Source organism: Corynebacterium sp. UD i78 (genome assembly GCF_056280545.1).
Genome location: NZ_JBWCED010000001.1, coordinates 1,762,249 through 1,780,458 on the forward strand (window position 1 = coordinate 1,762,249; position 18,210 = coordinate 1,780,458).

At 67.9% G+C, this 18,210-nt stretch carries 18 protein-coding genes; 10 read left to right on the forward strand and 8 right to left on the reverse strand.

Annotation, left to right across the window (positions count from 1 at the left end):
- Positions 1–95 precede the first annotated feature (95 nt).
- The gene (locus ACZ9GM_RS08315) at positions 96–1,925 is read left to right on the forward strand and encodes an LCP family protein (RefSeq protein WP_476037609.1); all 1,830 of its coding nucleotides are present in this window, start codon (positions 96–98) and stop codon (positions 1,923–1,925) included.
- 73 nt (positions 1,926–1,998) lie between these two features.
- Here the strand turns inward: ACZ9GM_RS08315 and ACZ9GM_RS08320 are convergent, their stop codons facing one another.
- Positions 1,999–2,628, reverse strand: a complete 630-nt coding sequence (locus ACZ9GM_RS08320; RefSeq protein ID WP_291473388.1) for a hypothetical protein — start codon at positions 2,626–2,628, stop codon at positions 1,999–2,001.
- A gap of 570 nt (positions 2,629–3,198) precedes the next feature.
- On the reverse strand, positions 3,199–5,031 hold the full coding sequence (locus tag ACZ9GM_RS08325; RefSeq protein ID WP_476037610.1) for a bifunctional ADP-dependent NAD(P)H-hydrate dehydratase/NAD(P)H-hydrate epimerase: 1,833 nt from the start codon (positions 5,029–5,031) through the stop codon (positions 3,199–3,201).
- Between the two features lie 103 nt (positions 5,032–5,134).
- On the opposite strand from ACZ9GM_RS08325, the gene ACZ9GM_RS08330 reads away from it, so the two are divergent.
- Entirely contained in the window at positions 5,135–5,728 is a 594-nt protein-coding gene (locus ACZ9GM_RS08330; protein ID WP_476037611.1) for a VanZ family protein, read from the forward strand.
- 29 nt (positions 5,729–5,757) lie between these two features.
- Positions 5,758–6,447 (forward strand): TIGR03089 family protein, encoded by a 690-nt coding sequence (locus ACZ9GM_RS08335; protein WP_291473385.1) that lies wholly within the window; start codon positions 5,758–5,760, stop codon positions 6,445–6,447.
- Positions 6,448–6,459: 12 nt separating this feature from the next.
- Here ACZ9GM_RS08335 and ACZ9GM_RS08340 read toward each other — a convergent pair whose 3' ends face one another.
- Positions 6,460–7,113, reverse strand: coding sequence for a hypothetical protein (locus ACZ9GM_RS08340; RefSeq protein ID WP_291473384.1), 654 nt, complete (start codon positions 7,111–7,113; stop codon positions 6,460–6,462).
- A 40-nt stretch (positions 7,114–7,153) separates the two neighbouring features.
- Here ACZ9GM_RS08340 and ACZ9GM_RS08345 point away from each other — a divergent pair, with 40 nt between their 5' ends.
- A complete protein-coding gene (locus ACZ9GM_RS08345; RefSeq protein ID WP_476037612.1) occupies positions 7,154–7,921 on the forward strand; it encodes a zinc ribbon domain-containing protein in 768 nt (255 codons plus the stop codon).
- Here ACZ9GM_RS08345 and ACZ9GM_RS08350 read toward each other — a convergent pair.
- The 4 genes from ACZ9GM_RS08350 to ACZ9GM_RS08365 all read right to left on the reverse strand — a co-directional run bounded on the left by ACZ9GM_RS08350 (position 7,843) and on the right by ACZ9GM_RS08365 (position 11,762).
- Positions 7,843–8,577 (reverse strand): ABC transporter permease, encoded by a 735-nt coding sequence (locus ACZ9GM_RS08350; protein WP_476037613.1) that lies wholly within the window; start codon positions 8,575–8,577, stop codon positions 7,843–7,845. The two genes, ACZ9GM_RS08345 and ACZ9GM_RS08350, sit on opposite strands and share 79 nt — an antisense overlap.
- Positions 8,578–8,582: 5 nt before the next feature.
- The gene (locus ACZ9GM_RS08355; protein WP_476037614.1) at positions 8,583–9,581 is read right to left on the reverse strand and encodes an ABC transporter ATP-binding protein; all 999 of its coding nucleotides are present in this window, start codon (positions 9,579–9,581) and stop codon (positions 8,583–8,585) included.
- Positions 9,582–9,708: 127 nt separating this feature from the next.
- Complete coding sequence (locus tag ACZ9GM_RS08360; RefSeq protein ID WP_476037615.1) at positions 9,709–10,482, reverse strand: response regulator; 774 nt, start codon at positions 10,480–10,482, stop codon at positions 9,709–9,711.
- Positions 10,479–11,762 carry a sensor histidine kinase gene (locus ACZ9GM_RS08365; RefSeq protein WP_291473379.1) on the reverse strand — a complete coding sequence of 428 codons (1,284 nt, stop codon included), beginning with the start codon at positions 11,760–11,762 and terminating at the stop codon, positions 10,479–10,481. Before ACZ9GM_RS08365 ends, ACZ9GM_RS08360 begins: the two co-directional genes overlap by 4 nt.
- Before the next feature lie 62 nt (positions 11,763–11,824).
- On the opposite strand from ACZ9GM_RS08365, the gene ACZ9GM_RS08370 reads away from it, so the two are divergent.
- The 6 genes from ACZ9GM_RS08370 (at position 11,825) to ACZ9GM_RS08395 (ending at position 17,146) form a co-directional block, all read left to right on the forward strand.
- On the forward strand, positions 11,825–12,865 hold the full coding sequence (locus tag ACZ9GM_RS08370; RefSeq protein ID WP_291473378.1) for an ABC transporter ATP-binding protein: 1,041 nt from the start codon (positions 11,825–11,827) through the stop codon (positions 12,863–12,865).
- A 198-nt stretch (positions 12,866–13,063) separates the two neighbouring features.
- Complete coding sequence (locus ACZ9GM_RS08375) at positions 13,064–14,332, forward strand: ABC transporter substrate-binding protein (RefSeq protein ID WP_291473377.1); 1,269 nt, start codon at positions 13,064–13,066, stop codon at positions 14,330–14,332.
- A 104-nt stretch (positions 14,333–14,436) separates the two neighbouring features.
- The gene (locus tag ACZ9GM_RS08380) at positions 14,437–15,522 is read left to right on the forward strand and encodes a carbohydrate ABC transporter permease (RefSeq protein WP_291473376.1); all 1,086 of its coding nucleotides are present in this window, start codon (positions 14,437–14,439) and stop codon (positions 15,520–15,522) included.
- Positions 15,519–16,352, forward strand: coding sequence for a carbohydrate ABC transporter permease (locus ACZ9GM_RS08385; protein WP_476037616.1), 834 nt, complete (start codon positions 15,519–15,521; stop codon positions 16,350–16,352). The genes ACZ9GM_RS08380 and ACZ9GM_RS08385 overlap by 4 nt, the downstream gene beginning before the upstream one ends.
- Positions 16,352–16,582, forward strand: coding sequence for a hypothetical protein (locus tag ACZ9GM_RS08390; protein ID WP_291473374.1), 231 nt, complete (start codon positions 16,352–16,354; stop codon positions 16,580–16,582). The genes ACZ9GM_RS08385 and ACZ9GM_RS08390 overlap by 1 nt, the downstream gene beginning before the upstream one ends.
- Before the next feature lie 66 nt (positions 16,583–16,648).
- The gene (locus tag ACZ9GM_RS08395) at positions 16,649–17,146 is read left to right on the forward strand and encodes a hypothetical protein (protein ID WP_291473373.1); all 498 of its coding nucleotides are present in this window, start codon (positions 16,649–16,651) and stop codon (positions 17,144–17,146) included.
- Positions 17,147–17,177: 31 nt separating this feature from the next.
- Here the strand turns inward: ACZ9GM_RS08395 and ACZ9GM_RS08400 are convergent, their stop codons facing one another.
- Complete coding sequence (locus ACZ9GM_RS08400) at positions 17,178–18,203, reverse strand: YdcF family protein (protein ID WP_476037617.1); 1,026 nt, start codon at positions 18,201–18,203, stop codon at positions 17,178–17,180.
- Positions 18,204–18,210: the final 7 nt, after the last annotated feature.

Here is an 18,210-nt window from a genome sequence, read left to right on the forward strand (position 1 = left end):
TGTGGCGCCTGCATGGACAACGCCGCGGCGGGTAGTAGACTCCCCCGCGAACTGTCACCCTGTTTTCCGCGGCACGTACTGATGAAAGGTCAAGCATGAGCGATTCCGACCGGACCGACGGCACTTCACGGTCCGATGACGGTCGCGGACGCCATGCCCGCCCGAACGAACGTCGCTCCCGACGTATCCGCGAGGCGCCGGGTGAGGCGGTAGGCCCCGGGCAGACGCGTCTGCCCCGCAGCTCACGACGGGCGGAGGGATCCTCAGGATCGACCTCCTCGTCGTCTTCGTCGGGCAGGCGGCGTGCCGCGGCGTCCTCCCGGGCGTCGCGTCGTTCCCGCTCGTCCGGCCCCAGCGACCACCGGCAGCTCGGCCCCACCCCGGTGAAGGTCGTGCTCGGCATCCTCGCCGTCCTGCTGCTGATCGGCGGCGGCTACGGCTACTCCACCGTCGGAAAGCTCGGCGACAACCTCGCCACCACCGGCGGACTCGACCTCGGCGACCAGGCCGACGGTGCAACCGACATCCTGCTGGTCGGTATCGACTCCCGCACGGACGCCAAAGGCAACCCGCTCTCCCAGGAAGAAATCGACATGCTCCGCGCCGGCGAGGAGGAGACCACCAGTACGGACACGATGATCCTCATCCGTATCCCCAACGACGGCTCCTCCGCCACCGCCGTCTCCCTGCCCCGTGACACCTACGTCGACGGTGGTGATGATCTGGGCAACGTCAAGCTGAACTCGGTCTACGGCAGCACCAAGTGGCAGTACGAGCAGGACGCCGCCGATGAAGCCGCGGCCAACGGTGAAGAATACGACGAGGACAAGGTCTCCAAGGAAGGTATCCAGAAGGGCCGCGAGGCGCTCATCGGAACCATCGGCAACCTCACCGGCATCAGTGTCGACCACTATGCCGAGGTCGGCCTGCTCGGCTTCGTGCTGCTCACCGATGCCGTCGGTGGTGTCGACGTCTGCCTCAACAACCCGGTCGACGAGCCGCTGTCCGGTGCCAACTTCCCCGCCGGTCAGCAGACCCTGGACGGTCCGAATGCCCTGAGCTTCGTGCGTCAGCGCCACGACCTGCCGCGCGGTGACCTGGACCGCATCACCCGCCAGCAGGCCTACCTCGCCAGCCTGGCGAACAAGATCCTCTCGGCGAAGACGCTGTCCAACCCCGGCCAGCTCAGCAAGCTCAATGACGCCGTCTCCCGGTCGCTGACCATCGACTCCGGATGGGACATCATGGGTCTGGCCACCCAGATGCAGAACCTCTCCGGCGGCAACGTCTCCTTCCAGACGATTCCGGTGACCAGCATCGACGGCACCAGCGAGGACGGCCAGTCCGTGGTCACGGTCGACCCGGGCCAGGTCCGCGGCTTCTTCGACGAGCTGCTCGGCGACGAGGACAAGGACAACTCCGACGAGTCAGACTCCGAGGAGACGACCGAGGAGTCCATCCCGGACTACGACGCTGCGGCATCCACTGTCTCCGTGCTCAACGCCGGCAATGTCGACGGCCTGGCCACCCGCGTCGGTGACCTGGTCGCCGGTGCAGGTTTCACCGTCGGTGAGGTCGGCAACCACGACGAGTCCGGCGTCTCGGAAAGCCAGGTGAACGTCGCCGACGTCAATGACCCTGCCGCCCGCGACCTGGCGAAGAAGCTCGGCGACCTGCAGGTCGTCGAGGATCCGACTCTGGAGGCAGGCCAGATCAGCGTCACCCTGTCCGGTACCTACTCCGGTCCCGGCGCCACCGAGGACGACACCCGCACTCTGGACAGCTCCGATTCCGACGATTCCTCCGACAGCGGGGACGACTACTCCGGTGAGACGATCGGGATCCCGGGCACCATGGACGCCGGTTCTGAGGAGGATCAGGCGCCGATCACCGCAAACGAGTCCGACACCATGTGCGTCAACTGACTCTGCCTCGCCTGCCGGTGCCCGGACTCCCGGTGCCCCGCAGGTCGGCGGTGCCGTGAGGGTGTGCGCTGCGTCATCGGAGAATTACGCAAAAGCGCACTGAACCGTAATTCTCCGATGACGCAGGACCGGGTCCGAGGACACCAACCCTCTGCCCCAGCGCCTCAGCCACCCGCTCACGGAGATCGCTGACTGCATGCGCATCCGCCACGTCCTCGGCAACCAGACGAAGCACCTTTCCACCGTCGCGCTGCAGTGCAGCCGGCACCTTCGAGTCATGGTTGCGCCGGATGCGCTGCAGATGGTGCGCGCCGTCGTAGAACAGGAACACCCGGCGATCCTCCCACCCCAGGTCACAGGACGTCAGGAGCCTTGACCCGTCGTCCTTCCACACCGGGATCTGACTGCGCAGCCCCGGCGCGAGGTCGCTGACCGCAAGTCGGAGCAGCGTCTCGGGAGAAGATTCGGCACCGACGTCGGTGTACCCGAGTACGCGGCCGGCGAAGATCGCGTCCACACCTCCAGGTGCGCGCAGGTCGCCTGTGTGCATAGGAGACTGACGTCCCAGTGCCCGGTGGAATGCGTCACTGACCTGGATAGCGCGGATGAACTCCCTGGTGAATCCCGGGCGGAACTCCGACAGGTCCGGTACCTGCCGTCGACGGTCGCGCGCAGAATCCGGCACGTCGACAGTACCGAGCATGTGGGACAGCGTTGTTCCCGGACCAGCACACCGGAGCTGATTGAGCCGTTCCAGCGTCCCCGTGAATCCCCGTGCACTGCTCCTGTGGACTTCCAGCAGCCGGGTGGGGGGTGAGCATGATGTACTCCGGAGCATTGTTCTTCGAGGTCCCAGCAGGGGCGAGGAACTCCAGCAACTCTTCGTCGACGAACGGCGTCATGCCGTACTCCACACGGACGTGGGACTTCGCGATCTTCCGGTGGGTCTTACCCGTGGCCCGAAGCTCTGCCGTGGTGGACGGCAGAACAGGCGGAAACGGGTCGGGTCGACGGGCATGGCGCGACGGTATCTCCCCGATGTACCAGTCAGCAGGTACACATTCCGGATCGAGCAGGAATGGATGGTCAGCGTGTGTGCGGTCGCGGCTCCCCGCCCCGCACTCTCCCCCAGAGTCCATGGTCCATGGGTCAAACACACCTTTGCGGAATGCGCCGGGTTTTCCCGTCACCGCCACAGGTGCAGTCGAATTGTGCGCGGCGCCAAGCTGCAGGACGCCTGGGGCCCAGAGCCGGAGTTCCCGGTCCCAGGGCGTCAGATCTCAGGACGGTAGCGGCGGCGCGTGGTGGAGGGGCCGGAGCGGGCCCAGGCCTGCGGCACGGCGTCCGCGATCCTCGACGCCGAGGTCGGGGCACAGCCGTCAGGGGTCTCTGCGGCAACAGCGGCGGCCAGAGCGTGCAGCGCCACCGCCTGGGTGGCCGCACCTGTCGACATGCCCACGGGGTACTTCGCCGCGAACTCCGCCATCAGCGCCCCGGTGATCCCGGCGAGCACGTCACCGGAGCCGGGCGTGGCTCCCCAGGACGTCCCGGCGTCGATACAGGTCACCCGGGTACCCGCCGCAGCTCCTCCCGGGCACAGGTCAGGACGCTGCGCGATGACGGTGTGCCGCCCCTTGAGCAGCACCGTGCAGTGCAGGGCCTCGGACAGTGCCACCACTGCGGCGATGCGGTCGGTGTCCGGGTCAGAGACAGGTTCGGCACCGTCCGACAGCGCAGCATTCACGGCGTCCGCCAGCCGACGGAACTCTCCGGCGTGCGGGGTGAGCAGTGTCGGACGGTCGTCACGCGCGGTTCCCCGGGCGTCCGGAGAGCGGGCGATCAGTGCCTCACGCAGGTCCGGGCGCTGTGAGAGCAGGGTCAGGGCGTCGGCGTCGATGAGCAGCGGCTCAGGTCGGGCCAGCAGCTCGGCGAGCTCCGAGGCGGCGTCCTCGTCCGTGCCGCGACCCGGGCCCACGACCCACGCCTGCACCCGGCCGGTCTCCGCCACCGTCGGCGACCAGATGACCTCCGGGGTGGCCCGCAGGACCTCCGGGGAGCCACTGCCGATGTAGCGCACCATGGCACTCGTCGCCCGCACGGCACCGGTGGTGGCCAGCACCGCCGCCCCCGGATACCGCGAAGATCCCGCACACACGCCGACCACGCCGCCGGTGTACTTGTCGTCGTAGGGTCCGGGTTCGGACGGCCCCTGGAGCTGGGAGGCATGCAGGCCGGGTGTCTCCAGACCGGCTCCTGAGGCGTCCCAGCGGCCGCCCAGGTCGCGGGACGGGAACTCCGCCCGTGGGTCGGCAGTAGGCGTGGCAGCCTCCGCGAACCCGACATGCACGCCCGGTTCAGGACGCCACCATGCGTCGATCTCCCCCAGCTCCCCACCGATGGAGCGGCCGTCATCCAGCGCAGGATCGGCCAGCAGCACCTGCCCGCAGAAGGCGTTCACCGCATGTGCCCGGCGCCACCCCCCGAAAGTCACGGTCACATCGGCGATGGCGTGGGACAGGAACGGCACCTCACGGGCCCCGAACGGGTCAGGGGCATCCACCGGCTCCGGCACGGCACCGGTGTCTGCGTCAATGCCGGAGGGCACGTCGACCGACAGGAGAGGGAACAGCCACCGGTTCGCCAGGTCCAGCACCGTCGCCGAGCGAGGGTCCACTCCCCCGGCCCCGCCCATACCGAGCACCCCGTCAATGAGCAGCCGGTAGGGCGCGGGTCGCTGCGTCCACAGGTCGTTGTAGTCCACGACCGAGCCGCCGGCTGCGGCGAAGGCGTCCAGCGCGTCCTGGTGGACCCGCACGTCGCCGGTGTCCCGGTCGCGGCCGAGCAGCACGGCGTCCACCGTCCACCCGTCGGCGAGGAGGTCGCGTCCGGCGTAGAGGGCATCTCCCCCGTTGCCCCCGCCGCCGACAGCGAGGAGGACGCAGGTCTGGGGGCCCGTGACAGGCTTGCGCTCCAGCATCATCCGTGCCGCGGCGGCGACCCCGGCAGCGGCGGACTGCATCAGCTCGTCGGTCCTGCTCTGGGCTGCCAGCAGGGGCTGTTCAGCCTGGCGGATCTGGTCGACGGTGAAGACTGTGGAAGTGTCCATGACATCCACGGTACTGACACAATTCGGCGCCAGCGCACTGCCAGGCTTCTGCCATCCCCCGGGGCTACTCTCCGGAGTCATGTCCGCCACTACACTGACCCGCATGCCCACGCCGCCTGCACCGAGGACGGTTCCGCCCTCCCAGGTGCGGACCCGCCCGTGGACCTGGGCGGCCCTGGTCGGATACCTGGCCGTGGTTGTGGCACTGACCTGTCTGAAGTCCTTCTACACCATCGGCCTGCTGTGGAAGCCGGAGAATCAGCGCGTCCGGGAGCTGCGACTTCAGCCCTTCGGGATTGTCGCGGACGCCTCGAATCCCTTCAACGCGGCCTTCGACATCCTCGGCAATGTCGCCTTCTTCATCCCGGTCGGCGTGCTGCTGGCGGTGGTCTTCCGGAAGGTATGGCCGGCGGTGTCGGTCTCCGCAGGGCTGAGTCTGGCCATCGAAGTCGCGCAGTACGTGTTCTCGCTGGGACGCACCGACGTCACAGACCTGATCTGCAACACCGTCGGCGCCCTGGTCGGTGTGCTGGTCACTGCAGTGTTCCTGCGGCGGTCAGCCACTGCGGCGGACCGCTGGACACGGACCGTGACCGTCGTGGTGCTGGTGACGGTGGTGGTCTTCGCGGTGCTGGTCATCCTCGGCCCCGCACTGTCCGGTGAAGCAGTACCGGTGGATGAGGGCCCTGTCCTGTGATGCCGTGAACTGACGCTAGTGTGACGGGCATGGATCTCATGGCCCCGTTTCTGGCGACCGACGCCGCCTCGCCCCGCATCACCACGTACACAGACCGGGGGCGTATGGAACTGTCCGCGGCGACATCAGCGAACTGGGCGGCCAAGGGTGGCAATCTCTTCGCCGGCGAGTTCGGGTTGGGCCGGGGGGATGTGGTCGTGGTGGACTGCCCGACCGACTGGCTGCCCGCGGCACTGGTGCTGGGCTGTTGGCAGGCCGGGGTGGCGGTGTGCTCCCCTTCCTCCCCCGCGGCCGCTGACGCCGCAGCGGTGATTACCACGGATGCCGACAGCGACCTCGCCGACGAGGTGCTCCTGGTCTCCACCGACCCCTTCGGACGCGGCGTGGCGGAGTCCGGCGGGGAGGTGCCCTTCGGGGTGACCGACCTGGCCCCGGAGCTGCGGGTGCAGGGTGACCGCTACGCGGGCCCGCCCTCCGGGGCGGACGCCGTGCTGCTCATCGACGCCGTCGGTGCGGAGATCACGGGTACTGAGCTGCAGGCCCGCGCGTCCTCCCGCGGTGAGAACGTGCGCGCGGTGACCTCCGGATGGGAGGACGCGGACAGTCTCGTCGACCGGCTCCTCCCCCTGTTCGCCGGTGGTTCGGTGGTGCTGTCCACCGACGGGGACGCCGACCGGCTGGCCCACCTCGCCGAGATCGAGAAGGGCGTGGTGGGTTAGCCCCGCCCGGGGTCACTCCACGGCGATAAGGGCGTCCAGCAGAAGCCTGGCCTGGGACAGGGGGTGCTCCGGGAAGCGGTCATCGTAGGCCCGGTCCTCTGCGAGGGTGGCCAGCAGACAGCCGTCGGCCGGGGTGAGGGCGGGATCGTAGGGGTCGACGTACCAACCCTCGAGACCGTCGGCGCCGATGCTGATCTCCCCGGCACGGCGCTTGAGGTCCATGACCGCCGCGTCGCGCATACCCGGGGTACCGGTCTCGGTGAAGAACCCCTGGAGCTGCCAGGGTTCCAGGTACTCGCCGTTCTCCACGGCGACGTGGAGGGTGAGGTTGTACTGCATGCCGGAGCCGGGCTCGGCGTCCTCCGGCGGGAGGGTCTTCACCACGGTGTAGACGATGAGGTCGCCGACCGGGGTCTCGCCGGCGTCCGCCTCGACGAGGCCGGCGTGGAACTCCCTGAGGTTGGGGCGGATTCCCTCGATGACCTCGTCGCGGTCGACGGGCATCATCTGGGAGTCGAGCGGGGCGAGAGTGACCACGGCGTTGCTCCCGGCGAGCTGGTAGCCGAAGGCGACGGTGCCCGGGGCGTCCTCCGGAAGGGTGTTGAGCACTTCCCAGTGCGAGGGCAGGTGGAGGGTGCGGCCGGTGTCTCCGAGGGTGATGTCCATGAGTTCCCAGGGTACCGGGACGGGGGTCGGGGGCCGGTATATGATCCTCCTACAGGGGATCAGGCCCCTGCCACGGACAGAGGACGCCATACCGACGAGCATCCCCTTCACCAGCAATTGCAGTGATCTGTCGAATACCGACGGGTACCGGTCCGAGTTCCACTGCGACCGGTGCGGCAACAGTTACCGCTCGGTGTACCGGAGAGATGTCGCGGCCACCGGACAGAAGGTCGCCCGGGGTCTGGGCAGTCTTTTCGGCGGCCGGTTCTACGGCGTCACGTCCGCGGTGGACCGCGTGCTCGACCGGTCGACGAACTCTGAGGCGAAGGACAAGACCCTGAGCCGCGCGGTGGTGGAGATCTCCCCGCACTTCCACCAGTGCCGTGGCTGCGACGACCGGGTGTGTGGCGACGTGTGCCGGAACGAGCTGGTGGGCCGGTGTGTCCGGCGCTCCCCCGTCACTTCCGAGGAGCTTGCGCAGTTGAAGGCCGTGGAGCCACGCGAGCAGGTACGCATCAAGCTGCAGGACGTGGACCTGACCGCCGGGATGACGCAGGGCGAGCAGTCCCACCCCCGCTGCGGGTCCTGCGGCGCGCAGTCGCACGGTGGGAAGTTCTGCTCCGCCTGCGGATCGCCCCTGTCGGTGGAGGTCACATGTTCTCCTGTTCCCACACGAATCCAGCAGGGGCACTCTTCAGCCCGCAGTGCGGGACGGGGCCGGCCTGAGGGTCAGCGCACGTCCACGCGGTGGTTGCGCCACAGGCCGAGCGCGGCGAGGGCGGCGAACCAGGCGATGATGATGAGGTAGCAGACCGCGGTGCTGAAGCCGAAGCCGAGCGGGTCCTCGCCACCGAGGAGCTGGGTCTGCCGTTGCATCGGGGCGATGGCGGCCAGGGGGCGGAAGATCCCGATGGACTCGGCGGCCATGCCGAGCATGCCGTCGATGACGAGCAGCCAGGCCACGGGGACAGCCACGGACGCGACCTGGCTGCGGATGACGCAGGCCAGTCCGACACTCATCGCGGCGAAGAGGACGTTGGTGACCAGGCCGACCACAGGGATGAAGCTGTCGGTGCCGAGGCTCAGTGTGCCGCCGAGGGCCGCTCCGACACCGATCGCCAGGACCGTGCCGAGGATATAGGTCACGGCGGTGAATACGGCGGTGACGGTGATCTTGGCTGCGACCCACTGCCAACGTCCGGCCTGGGTGAGGAAGGCCTGGGCGTGCATGTGGTTGCGGATGTCGCCGGCGGTGGTGGCGGCGGCGAAGATCACCGCGACGAGCATGAAGATCTGCAGGCCGAAGAGGATCGTCGACCAGTCGAGGGTGGCGTCGTCGCCGAAGAGGGCGATGAGGGTGACCGGGCCGAAGAGGGAGCCGGTGAGCAGGATCGCGTAGACGAGGCTTGAGCGCAGGCTGAACAGCTTGGTGGTCTCGGCGCGCAGGGCGTTGGTGAAGGACATGACGACTACTTCTTTCCGGCGGGGACGGCGGATGTGGTGGATGTGGCGGATTCGGTGCGGTACTCCTGGGCGTCCGCGGTCGCGGCGAGGAAGCGGGTCTCCAGGTTGGCGGTCTCGGCGCGAAGTCCGGTGACCGGGACTCTTGCGGTGAGGGCGATCTCGGCGACGGCGCGGCGAACCTCCGCGTCGGTGGATCCTTCGGGGATGTCGACGGTGAGTGGTGTGGTCCCGGCGTCTGTGCCGCCGGTATCGTCCGCCAGTCCGAAGGACGCGGTGAAGCCGGCGTCCCGCAGGCGGGTGGCGAGGGTGTCGGTGAGGCGGGCGTCCGGGGTTTCGACGAGGACGCGGGCTCCGCCGGCAAGGAACTCGTCCATGGAGTACTCGCCGATCATGCGGCCCTTGCCGATGACGACGAGTCGGTCGGCGGTGAGCTGCATCTCGGAGAGCAGGTGGGAGGAGACGAGGACGCTGCGACCCTGGGACGCCAGGGTGCGGATGGTGTGCCGCATCCAGCTGACCCCTTCGGGGTCTAGGCCGTTGACCGGCTCGTCGAGGATGAGGTGCTTCGGGTCGCCGAGGAGGGCGGCGGCGAGTCCGAGTCGCTGCTTCATGCCGAGCGAGTAGCCGCCGACCTTCTTCTTCGCGGCGTCGGTGAGACCGACGGTCTCGAGGCATTCCTCGACGCGGGAGTCAGGGATGCCGGCGCCCCGGGCGAGGACGCGGAGGTGGGAGCGGCCGCTACGGGCCGGAGTGAACCAGGTCGCGTCGAGGAGGGCGCCGGCGGTACCGGGCTTGTCGGCGAGGGCGGTGAAGTCGGCTCCGTCGAAGGTGACGGTGCCGGAGGTCGGCCGGTCGAGGCCGAGGATGCAACGCATGGTGGTCGACTTACCGGCGCCGTTCGGGCCGAGGAAGCCGGTGACGGTCGAGTCGGGGACAGTGAATGAGAGGTCTGCGACGGCGTGCTGCCTGCCGTAGCTCTTGTGCAGGTCGGTGACGGTGATCATGGACTACATGGTCGTCGCCTCCGCGCCTGCGATCATCGGTCTGCGGGCTGATTGTGCGGTGGTGGGTGGTGCGGGTCGGTCATACCTGGGTATGACGGCGATGAGGACGTCCATCGCCTGGGCATCCCTACTCCCCGTCGAGCACCTGGGCCGGGTCCACCAGCCCGTGCCGGAAGGCGAAGAGCACCGCATGGACCCGGTCGCGCGAGCCGGTCTTCGCCAGCACCCGTCCGACATGCGTCTTCACAGTCGGCAGGGACACGAACAGCCGCGCGGCGATCTCCTGGTTGGACGCCCCGGTAGCCATCAGCACCAGGATCTCCCGCTCACGTGGGGTCAGGGGATCCACGAGACCCAGATCGTCGTCCGGGCCCGGCGCCGGGACATCCGATGAGGTCGCGATACCGCGGCCTGCATCGGCACCGCCGAGGCCACCCGCTCCGGCATCTGTCCCACCTGCCCGCACCTGACGCAGCAGCCGCGCCGTCGCCTTCGGGGAGATCACGGCAGAGGCCTCCCCGACCGTCCGCACCGCGTCGATGAGGTCCTCTGGGTCGGCGTCCTTCAGCAGGAAACCACTCGCCCCGGCGGTGATGGAGCTCATCACGTACTCGTCATTGTCGAAGGTCGTCAGCACCACCACCCGGGTCGGTTCGCCGCCGGGACCGCGCACACCGGTATCCACGATCTGCCGGGTCGCCGAGATGCCGTCGAGGTTCGGCATCTGTACGTCCATGAGCACGATGTCCACGGGCTGCTGTTCCGCGAGCCGCACCGCCTCCACCCCGTCGACGGCCTGCCACACCACCTCGATGTCGTCCTGGGAGTCCAGCACCATGGCGAACCCGGCGCAGACGAGCTGCTGGTCATCGGCGAGGGCCACTGTAGTTTTCCCGGTCATGCGGCCAGCTTAACGGCCACGCGCCACCCACCGGGGAAGACTGCCGAGGCACCCCAGGACGCCGTCCCCTCATGTACCCGGGCCCGCTCCTTCAGCCCGATCAGCCCCTGGCCGCCGGCACCACCGGCGGCGGACGTGGCGTCCACCAGACCCTGTCCTGGCGCGTTGTCCACGCTGACCAGCAGTGCCCCCGGTTCAGTCCAGTCCATCACCACCTGCGTGCGGACCTTCCCGGCGTGTTTGAGCACATTCGTCAGTGACTCCTGCACGGTGCGGTAGACGGTGAGGCCCAGTGTCGCCGGCACTTCCCTGGCGTCCCCCCTGATGTCGAGGGAGATCTCCAGACCGGACCGCCGGGCGTCGTCCACCAGACCGGGGACGCCGTCTACACCCGGCGCGGACCCGGTGTCGCGGGTCTCGCCCTCGCGCAGGACGCTGAGGAGCTGCCGCATCTGTGCCAGTGCCTCACGACCGGTCGCCGCGATCGTGTCGAGAGCTTCGATCGCCAGCTCCGGCTTCTTCTTCCCCGCATAGCGTCCGCCGTCGGCCTGGGCGATGACCGCGGTAAGGGAGTGGGCGACGATGTCGTGCATCTCCCGGGCGATGCGGTTGCGCTCGGTGACGGCGGCCAGCTCGGCGCGGGCCGCAAGATTCTCCATCTGCTGATGCTGACGGCGTACCCCCAGACCCAGCTGCCAGCACAGCGCGACAGAGACGACAATGAGGACGAGAAGAATGGTGAGGACGCCGACGAATTCCCGCGGCGAAGAGCCTTCGCCGTACACCTCCTCCCGGGAAGGACCTGCGACCCAGCTGAGTTCGACATACGGAGCGAGAACAGCGAGCGTTGCCCCGGCCAGTGCCCCGACCAGTAGGGCGCCGAGCCATGCCCGACGCCGCCGCCGGATGTACCCGGAGATGAACCACGCCTCGTACCCCACGATGCCCGCGGCCAGGACGTACACCTCAGACAGCGCGACAGCAGCGACCAGAAGCCCGACGGCGACAGTGGTCAGGCCGAGCTCCGGCCGGCGACGCTGCACCAGCAGGCCGACGAAGACGATGGTGTAGCCGACGGACAGGATGACCGCGGAAACCGGATCCGAGGAATCGACCAGGGTATTGAAGGCGCCAGCCAGGTCAAGACTACCGACGACCAGGAACAGCGCGGACTGGACGGCGAACTGCACCCAGAATCCGCGGTCGCGCCAGAACGGCCCCGGCGTCGCCTGCAGGGCGAAGGAGGTTGTCGTGGAGTTCGTGCCGTTCAGGTCGCTCACAACCGTCGACTCTACGGAATGCCGCCCAGCACACGGATCAGCCTGCGGTATGATCCGTCACCATGGCTGACGTCGTCTTCGATCACGTGAATATCCGGTACCCGGGCGCCGACGCCCCCACGGTCAAGGACCTGAACCTGGAGATCGCCGACGGCGAGTTCCTCGTCCTCGTCGGACCGTCCGGCTGCGGTAAGTCCACCACCCTGCGTGCCCTGGCCGGCCTGGAGCCCACCGACTCCGGCACCGTCTCCATCGGCGGGAAGGACGTCACCGACGAAGAACCAGGCGACCGCGACATCGCGATGGTCTTCCAGGACTACGCCCTCTACCCGCACATGTCCGTACGGGAGAACATGGGCTTCGCACTGACCATCAAGAAGCGTCCCAAGGCCGAGATCGCCGAGCGGGTCGAACGCGCCGCCGAGATCCTCGACCTCACCGAGTTCCTCGACCGTAAGCCGAAGGACCTTTCCGGCGGTCAGCGTCAGCGTGTGGCGATGGGCCGGGCGATCGTCCGCGAGCCGCAGGTCTTCCTCATGGACGAGCCGCTGTCCAACCTGGACGCCAAGCTGCGCGTCCAGACCCGCGCGCAGATCGTGAAACTGCAGCAGAACCTCGACGTCACCACTGTCTACGTCACCCACGACCAGGTCGAGGCGATGACGATGGGGCACCGTGTCGCCGTACTCAAGGACGGCACCCTGCAGCAAGTCGACACCCCGCAGAACCTCTACCGCGACCCGGTGAACGCCTTCGTCGCCGGGTTCATCGGCTCGCCGTCGATGAACCTGCTCACCGTCGACGGCTCCGCGCTGACCGAACTGGGGATCGATCTGCCTGCCGGTGCGGCCCAGGTCGGCGTCCGCCCGGAGCATCTCACCGTGCAGGACGCCGGTACCCCCGGTCTTGTCGGCACCGTCTCCCTCGTCGAGGAGCTCGGGTCGGACGCCAACGTCTACGCCGAAACCTCCTACGGCCAGGTCACGGCCCGTACCGAGGACGCCCCGGGGACGCTGCCCCCGCTGGGCGGCTCCGTGGTCTTCGCCCTGGCCGAAGGCGCCGCGGTGTACTTCTTCGACGCCGAGGGCGAGCGGGTGCGCTGAAGGGTTCACCCCCGGGGAGGTGGGGCAACTCCCCCTCCCCACCCCCGAATCAGAGGGACACGCGGGAGGCAATGTCGGTCAGTGCCCCCGTACGGGCTGCGCGGGTACTACACTCGTTCGAAGCACCCGGCGGTGCGGTAGCGGATACCGCGGTCGCCGAGGCGTTTCACTGAGGACCCCTACTGAAAGGTCAGGCCCATGGCTCACCTTCCGAAGCTTCCCAAGAAGCTGATCGCTACCCTCGCCGCCGCCGGCCTCACCGCCGGACTGGTCGCCTGTTCCTCCGATGACGACAGCTCGGGCGGTGATTCCGAATCCAACACCTCCCGCGGTCCGATCAGTTTCGCGATGGGCAAGAACGACACGGACAAGCTCCGTCCCGTCATCGACAAGTGGAACGAAGAGCACCCGGACGAGAAGGTCACGCTCAAGGAGCTCGCCGGTGAGGCCGACGCCCAGCGTGAGACCCTCGTCCAGTCGCTGCAGGCCGGCTCGACCGACTACGACGTCATGGCCCTCGACGTGGTCTGGACCGCCCAGTTCGCCGCCAACGGCTGGCTCGCTCCGCTGACCGGCGACCTGGAGGCGTCCACCGACGACATCCTGGACGCCCCGGTGGAGTCCGCGACCTACAACGACACCCTCTACGCCCTGCCGCAGAACACCAACGGCCAGCTGCTCTACCGCAACACCGACCTGGTGCCGGAGGCCCCCGAGAAGTGGGATGACGTCGTCGAGGCCTGCAAGGCCGTCGTCGAGCAGAACAAGGACTGCCTGACCACCCAGCTCAAGCAGTACGAGGGCATCACCATCGCCACCGGCAACTTCATGGACGGCTGGGGCGGCGGCATCCTCGATGACGAGGGCCAGCCCTCCGTCACCTCGGACGAGTCGAAGGAGGGCCTGCAGGCCCTGGTCGACGGCTACGCGGACAAGACGATCTCCCCGGCGTCCACCGCCGCCACCGAGGAGGAGACCAACCTGGCCTTCACCGAGGGCAAGACCGCCATGGCGATCAACTGGCCCTACATGTGGACCAACGCCAACGACTCCGAGGCCACCACCGGAAAGTTCGACGTCCAGCCGCTGGTCGGCAAGGACGGCACCGGTGTCTCCACCCTCGGCGGTTACAACAACGGCATCAACGTGAACTCCGAGAACAAGGCCACCGCGCTGGACTTCATGAACTTCATCATCGACCCGGAGAACCAGAAGTCCTTCGCCGAGGCGTCCTTCCCGCCGGTGCTGTCCTCCATCTACGACGATGAGGCGCTCATCGACGAGTTCCCGTACCTGCCCGCTCTGAAGGAGTCCCTGGAGAACGCGAAGCCTCGTCCGGTCTCCCCGAGCTACGACCAGCTCTCCAAGGCCGTCCAGGACAACGCCTACGCCGCCGTCAACGGTAACGCGGACGTCGACAAGGCCACCGCGGACATGGAGTCCGCGATCAGCAACGTCACCGGCTAGCTCCACCAGCTTCCGCTGGTCCCCTCCGGCCCGGCCCGCCTCCGACACTGTCGTCGGCGGCGGGCCATCGCCGTTCCCTCCACTCTTTTGTAAGGTTGCTTCCCGTGAGAACCAAGAAGCGCGACTTCAGGGCCGTCTGGCTCGTCGGCCCCAGCCTGGCGCTGCTGGCCGTCGTCATCGGCTACCCGATCATCCGGGCGATCTGGCTGTCCTTCCAGGCGGACAAGCACCTCAACCCCTCCACCGGAATGTTCGTCGAGGGCGGCTTCGCCGGTTTCGACCACTACCTCTACTGGCTGACGCAACGCTGCATGTCGCCCAACGGCACGGTCTCCACCTGTGCCCCGGGTAACCTCGCCGTCGATTTCTGGCCGGCGCTGAAGATCACCCTCTTCTTCGTGGTCGTGACGGTCTTCCTCGAGACGCTGCTGGGCCTGTGGATGGCGACGGTGATGAACCGGAGCTTCCTGGGCCGTGGCCTGCTGCGTGCCGCGGTGCTGATCCCGTGGGCGATCCCGACCGCCGTCACCGCGAAGCTGTGGCAGTTCATCTTCGCCCCTGACGGCATCATCAACTCGGTGACCGGGCTGGACATCGCCTGGACGACAGATCCCTGGGCCGCGAGATTCGCGGTCATCGTCGCCGACGTGTGGAAGACCGCACCGTTCATGGCGCTGCTCATCCTCGCCGGTCTCCAGATGGTTCCCCAGGGCGTCTACGAGGCCGCGCGCGTCGACGGGGCGTCCCGCTGGCAGCAGTTCACGAAGATCACCCTGCCGCTGATCCGGCCGGCGCTGATGGTCGCGATCCTGTTCCGCACACTCGATGCACTGCGCATGTACGACCTGCCGGTCATCATGATCAGCTCCTCCTCGAACTCCCCCACCGCGGTGCTCAGCCAGCTGGTGATCGCCGACATGCAGGGCGGCAACTTCAACTCCGCCTCGGCGATCTCGACACTGATCTTCCTGCTCATCTTCGCCGTCGCCTTCATCATGGTGAAGTTCCTCGGTGCCGATGTCGCCGGCACGCAGAACATGCCGAAGACTGCAGGGAAAGAGAAGTGGTGGTCGCTGCGGAGGCAGGAGGACGCCACGGGTGATCCGGACGGCCAGGATGCCGGACAGGACGGCCCGGCGGACGCCGCCTCCTCCCCTGATGCCGGCACGGAGAAGGAGGTCACCCGATGAAACGCTCAGTCAGGCGCACTGTCGCCAGCTACCTCGGCGTCATCGTCATCGTCGTGTGGGCGCTCGCACCCTTCTACTGGATGCTGGTCACCGCGTTCCGCGACAAGACGCACACCTTCGACACCAACCCGCTGCCCAGCCACTTCACCCTCGACAACTTCGTCGAGGCACTGGCCACAGACAAGGGCAACAACTTCCTGCGTGCCATCGGCAACTCGCTGCTCATCGGTGCCGGGACGACCGCCATCGCCCTGGCCGTCGGCGTGTTCACCGCCTACGCCCTGGCACGGGTGGAGTTCCGGGGCAAGGGCTTCGTCACCGGCATCATCCTCGCCGCGTCGATGTTCCCGGGCATCGCCCTGGTCACCCCGCTGTTCCAGCTCTTCACCGACCTCGGCTGGATCGGCTCCTACCAGGCACTGATCATCCCGAACATCTCCTTCGTGCTGCCGTTGACGGTGTATACGCTGACCTCCTTCTTCCAGGAACTGCCGTGGAAACTGGAGGAGGCGGCCCGGGTCGACGGTGCGTCCCGCTCCCTGGCGTTCCGCAAGGTGATTCTGCCGCTGGCCGCGCCGGCGATGTTCACCACCGCGATCCTGGCCTTCATCAACACATGGAACGAGTTCATGCTGGCCAAGCAGCTGTCCTCGACGAAGACGGAGCCGGTGACCGTGGCCATCGCCCGCTTCTCCGGGGCGAACGCCTACGAGTACCCGTATGCGGCGGTGATGGCCGCCGGTGCACTGGTGACCGTCCCGCTGGTGATCATGGTGCTCATCTTCCAGCGCAGGATCGTCGCCGGCCTGACCGCCGGTGGTGTGAAGTAGTGGCGGACACACCCGGCCGGCCCGCCGGGCTACCCGCCTCGGAGTACCGGCGTCGGCGCATGATGTGGGAGTCCGTGCTGGGCTTCCTCGCCCTGTTCGACCTGCTGGCGCTGATCCAGGCGGTGTGGAACCTTTTCGGCGATGCCGAGGTCTGGCCTTCCCTGCTGCTGCTCTGCCTCCTGGTGCTCACCTGGGCGGCCTGGCGGCAGTGGCGCAAGTACGGGGACTGAGCGCCCCTGTGCCTCACCACGATCATCACCGGTAGGAAGAGCTGGTGGGTTCCGTTGGTTCCGGGATTGACGTCCCACACCGTGCGTGCGGTCCAGTTCCTCGACGCATTCTTCCAGTGCACCCGGCTGACCCCCGTCGAGGTCCTCACTGCCGGGCAGCGATGCATCGCCCGTCGGACGCTCCGGCAGATCGTCGCGCTGACTGATCCGGGATACGGGGCCCAGTCCCCTATGGAGACAGTGCTGCGGCTCGTGGTTCGTGACGTGCTCCCGACCGGTTACCGGTGGCAGTCCCCACTGCAGATCTCAATGATGGACGGTGCGGCGCTCCCCGAGGACTACCGCGGCCGGTGTGCCACACCGGACCTCGCCTGTCCGGAACTGAAGGTCGCTCTGTTCTATGACGGTCAGCACCACGACGGCGCCGACCAGACCGACATCGATGTCGACATGTTCCAGGAGTTAAGGGACGCCGACTGGGAGGTCATCCGGATCAACAGAGTGCAGTTGAAGAACCGGACGAAGACGATGAAACAGATCGCCGGTGGGTGGCCCGTGGGATGACGGCGTAGAGGACAGGGTGAAGCCCGGCTGTTCACGCCCGGCCGATGAGCCGGTGGATCGTCAGCGCGACGTACTCCCGCAGGTAGGACGCCGGGATCGCGGGCTTCGGTGTCGGTGCCCCCAGCACGACCGCCGAGAAGGGCACACCGTTGTCCCCCCGCTCAGCCTCCAGGGCGGCGACGATCCGCTCGGTGCGCAGCACGTGGAAGTCCGAGGTGCACACCACCACATGTGGGTCACGCACCCCACGCTCCTTGAGCAGGTCCAGGCTGAAGTGCAGGTTCTCGGTGGTGTCCGTGGCGTAGCGCTCCTCCAGCACCGCACCCCGTGGGAATCCCCGTGAGGCCAGGTACCGGTGCATCGCCTCCGCCTCGCTGCAGGGCTCGTCGTCCCCACGGCCACCGGTGACGATCAGCGGAGTACTCCGGGCCGGGCGATGCTCGGTCACCGAGCGCCAGGCCGCCGCGCCCCGGTCACAACGGCATGCCAGTAGATCACTGACCCGGTCGTTGACCAGTCCGGCGCCGAGCACGATCACCGCATCCGCCCGTTCCGGTGCACGACGCCGACGACCACGCCCCACGTCACGCAGGTAGCGGATCATCGAGACAACGGCACAGACCCAGAGGACCAGGGCCGCGACACCGATAATGACCAGGGAGAAGCGGATGTCGTCGCCACCGTCGCCGATACCCTTGATCGAACGCAGCACCATGGACAGGGCACCGGCCCCCAGGCTCAGCAGTTCGGCGGCGGCCACGACCGTCGACAGGTGGAACCAACCACGACCGTCGACCCCGGGCAGGGCGTCCCCCATCCACCGTGCAGTCAACCAGCCGACCAGGGCGACGACCACATGAGAGAGCCCGAAGACGATCCACATCGTCCGGGCGAATCCTGCGCCGGTCGCCGCGACCAGCAGCCAGACCCACAGCAGCAGACCGACGGTGAACACGAGCGCACCGTTGCCGGCCCAAAGGGACCGGGCCTTCACACTCCAGCCGGTGCCCGCCAGAAGCACGATCAGCACCAGGCTGACCAGCATCAGCAGTGACATTGCGGAG

What these genes read in the sequence shown, in the direction of transcription:
- ACZ9GM_RS08315 (WP_476037609.1), top strand. Translation starts at nt 96, where the DNA reads ATGAGCGATTCCGACCGGACCGACGGCACTTCACGGTCCGATGACGGT.
- ACZ9GM_RS08320 (WP_291473388.1), bottom strand. Translation starts at nt 2,628, where the DNA reads ATGCTCGGTACTGTCGACGTGCCGGATTCTGCGCGCGACCGTCGACGG.
- ACZ9GM_RS08325 (WP_476037610.1), bottom strand. Translation starts at nt 5,031, where the DNA reads ATGGACACTTCCACAGTCTTCACCGTCGACCAGATCCGCCAGGCTGAA.
- ACZ9GM_RS08330 (WP_476037611.1), top strand. Translation starts at nt 5,135, where the DNA reads ATGCCCACGCCGCCTGCACCGAGGACGGTTCCGCCCTCCCAGGTGCGG.
- ACZ9GM_RS08335 (WP_291473385.1), top strand. Translation starts at nt 5,758, where the DNA reads ATGGATCTCATGGCCCCGTTTCTGGCGACCGACGCCGCCTCGCCCCGC.
- ACZ9GM_RS08340 (WP_291473384.1), bottom strand. Translation starts at nt 7,113, where the DNA reads ATGGACATCACCCTCGGAGACACCGGCCGCACCCTCCACCTGCCCTCG.
- ACZ9GM_RS08345 (WP_476037612.1), top strand. Translation starts at nt 7,154, where the DNA reads ATGATCCTCCTACAGGGGATCAGGCCCCTGCCACGGACAGAGGACGCC.
- ACZ9GM_RS08350 (WP_476037613.1), bottom strand. Translation starts at nt 8,577, where the DNA reads ATGTCCTTCACCAACGCCCTGCGCGCCGAGACCACCAAGCTGTTCAGC.
- ACZ9GM_RS08355 (WP_476037614.1), bottom strand. Translation starts at nt 9,581, where the DNA reads ATGATCACCGTCACCGACCTGCACAAGAGCTACGGCAGGCAGCACGCC.
- ACZ9GM_RS08360 (WP_476037615.1), bottom strand. Translation starts at nt 10,482, where the DNA reads ATGACCGGGAAAACTACAGTGGCCCTCGCCGATGACCAGCAGCTCGTC.
- ACZ9GM_RS08370 (WP_291473378.1), top strand. Translation starts at nt 11,825, where the DNA reads ATGGCTGACGTCGTCTTCGATCACGTGAATATCCGGTACCCGGGCGCC.
- ACZ9GM_RS08375 (WP_291473377.1), top strand. Translation starts at nt 13,064, where the DNA reads ATGGCTCACCTTCCGAAGCTTCCCAAGAAGCTGATCGCTACCCTCGCC.
- ACZ9GM_RS08385 (WP_476037616.1), top strand. Translation starts at nt 15,519, where the DNA reads ATGAAACGCTCAGTCAGGCGCACTGTCGCCAGCTACCTCGGCGTCATC.
- ACZ9GM_RS08400 (WP_476037617.1), bottom strand. Translation starts at nt 18,203, where the DNA reads ATGTCACTGCTGATGCTGGTCAGCCTGGTGCTGATCGTGCTTCTGGCG.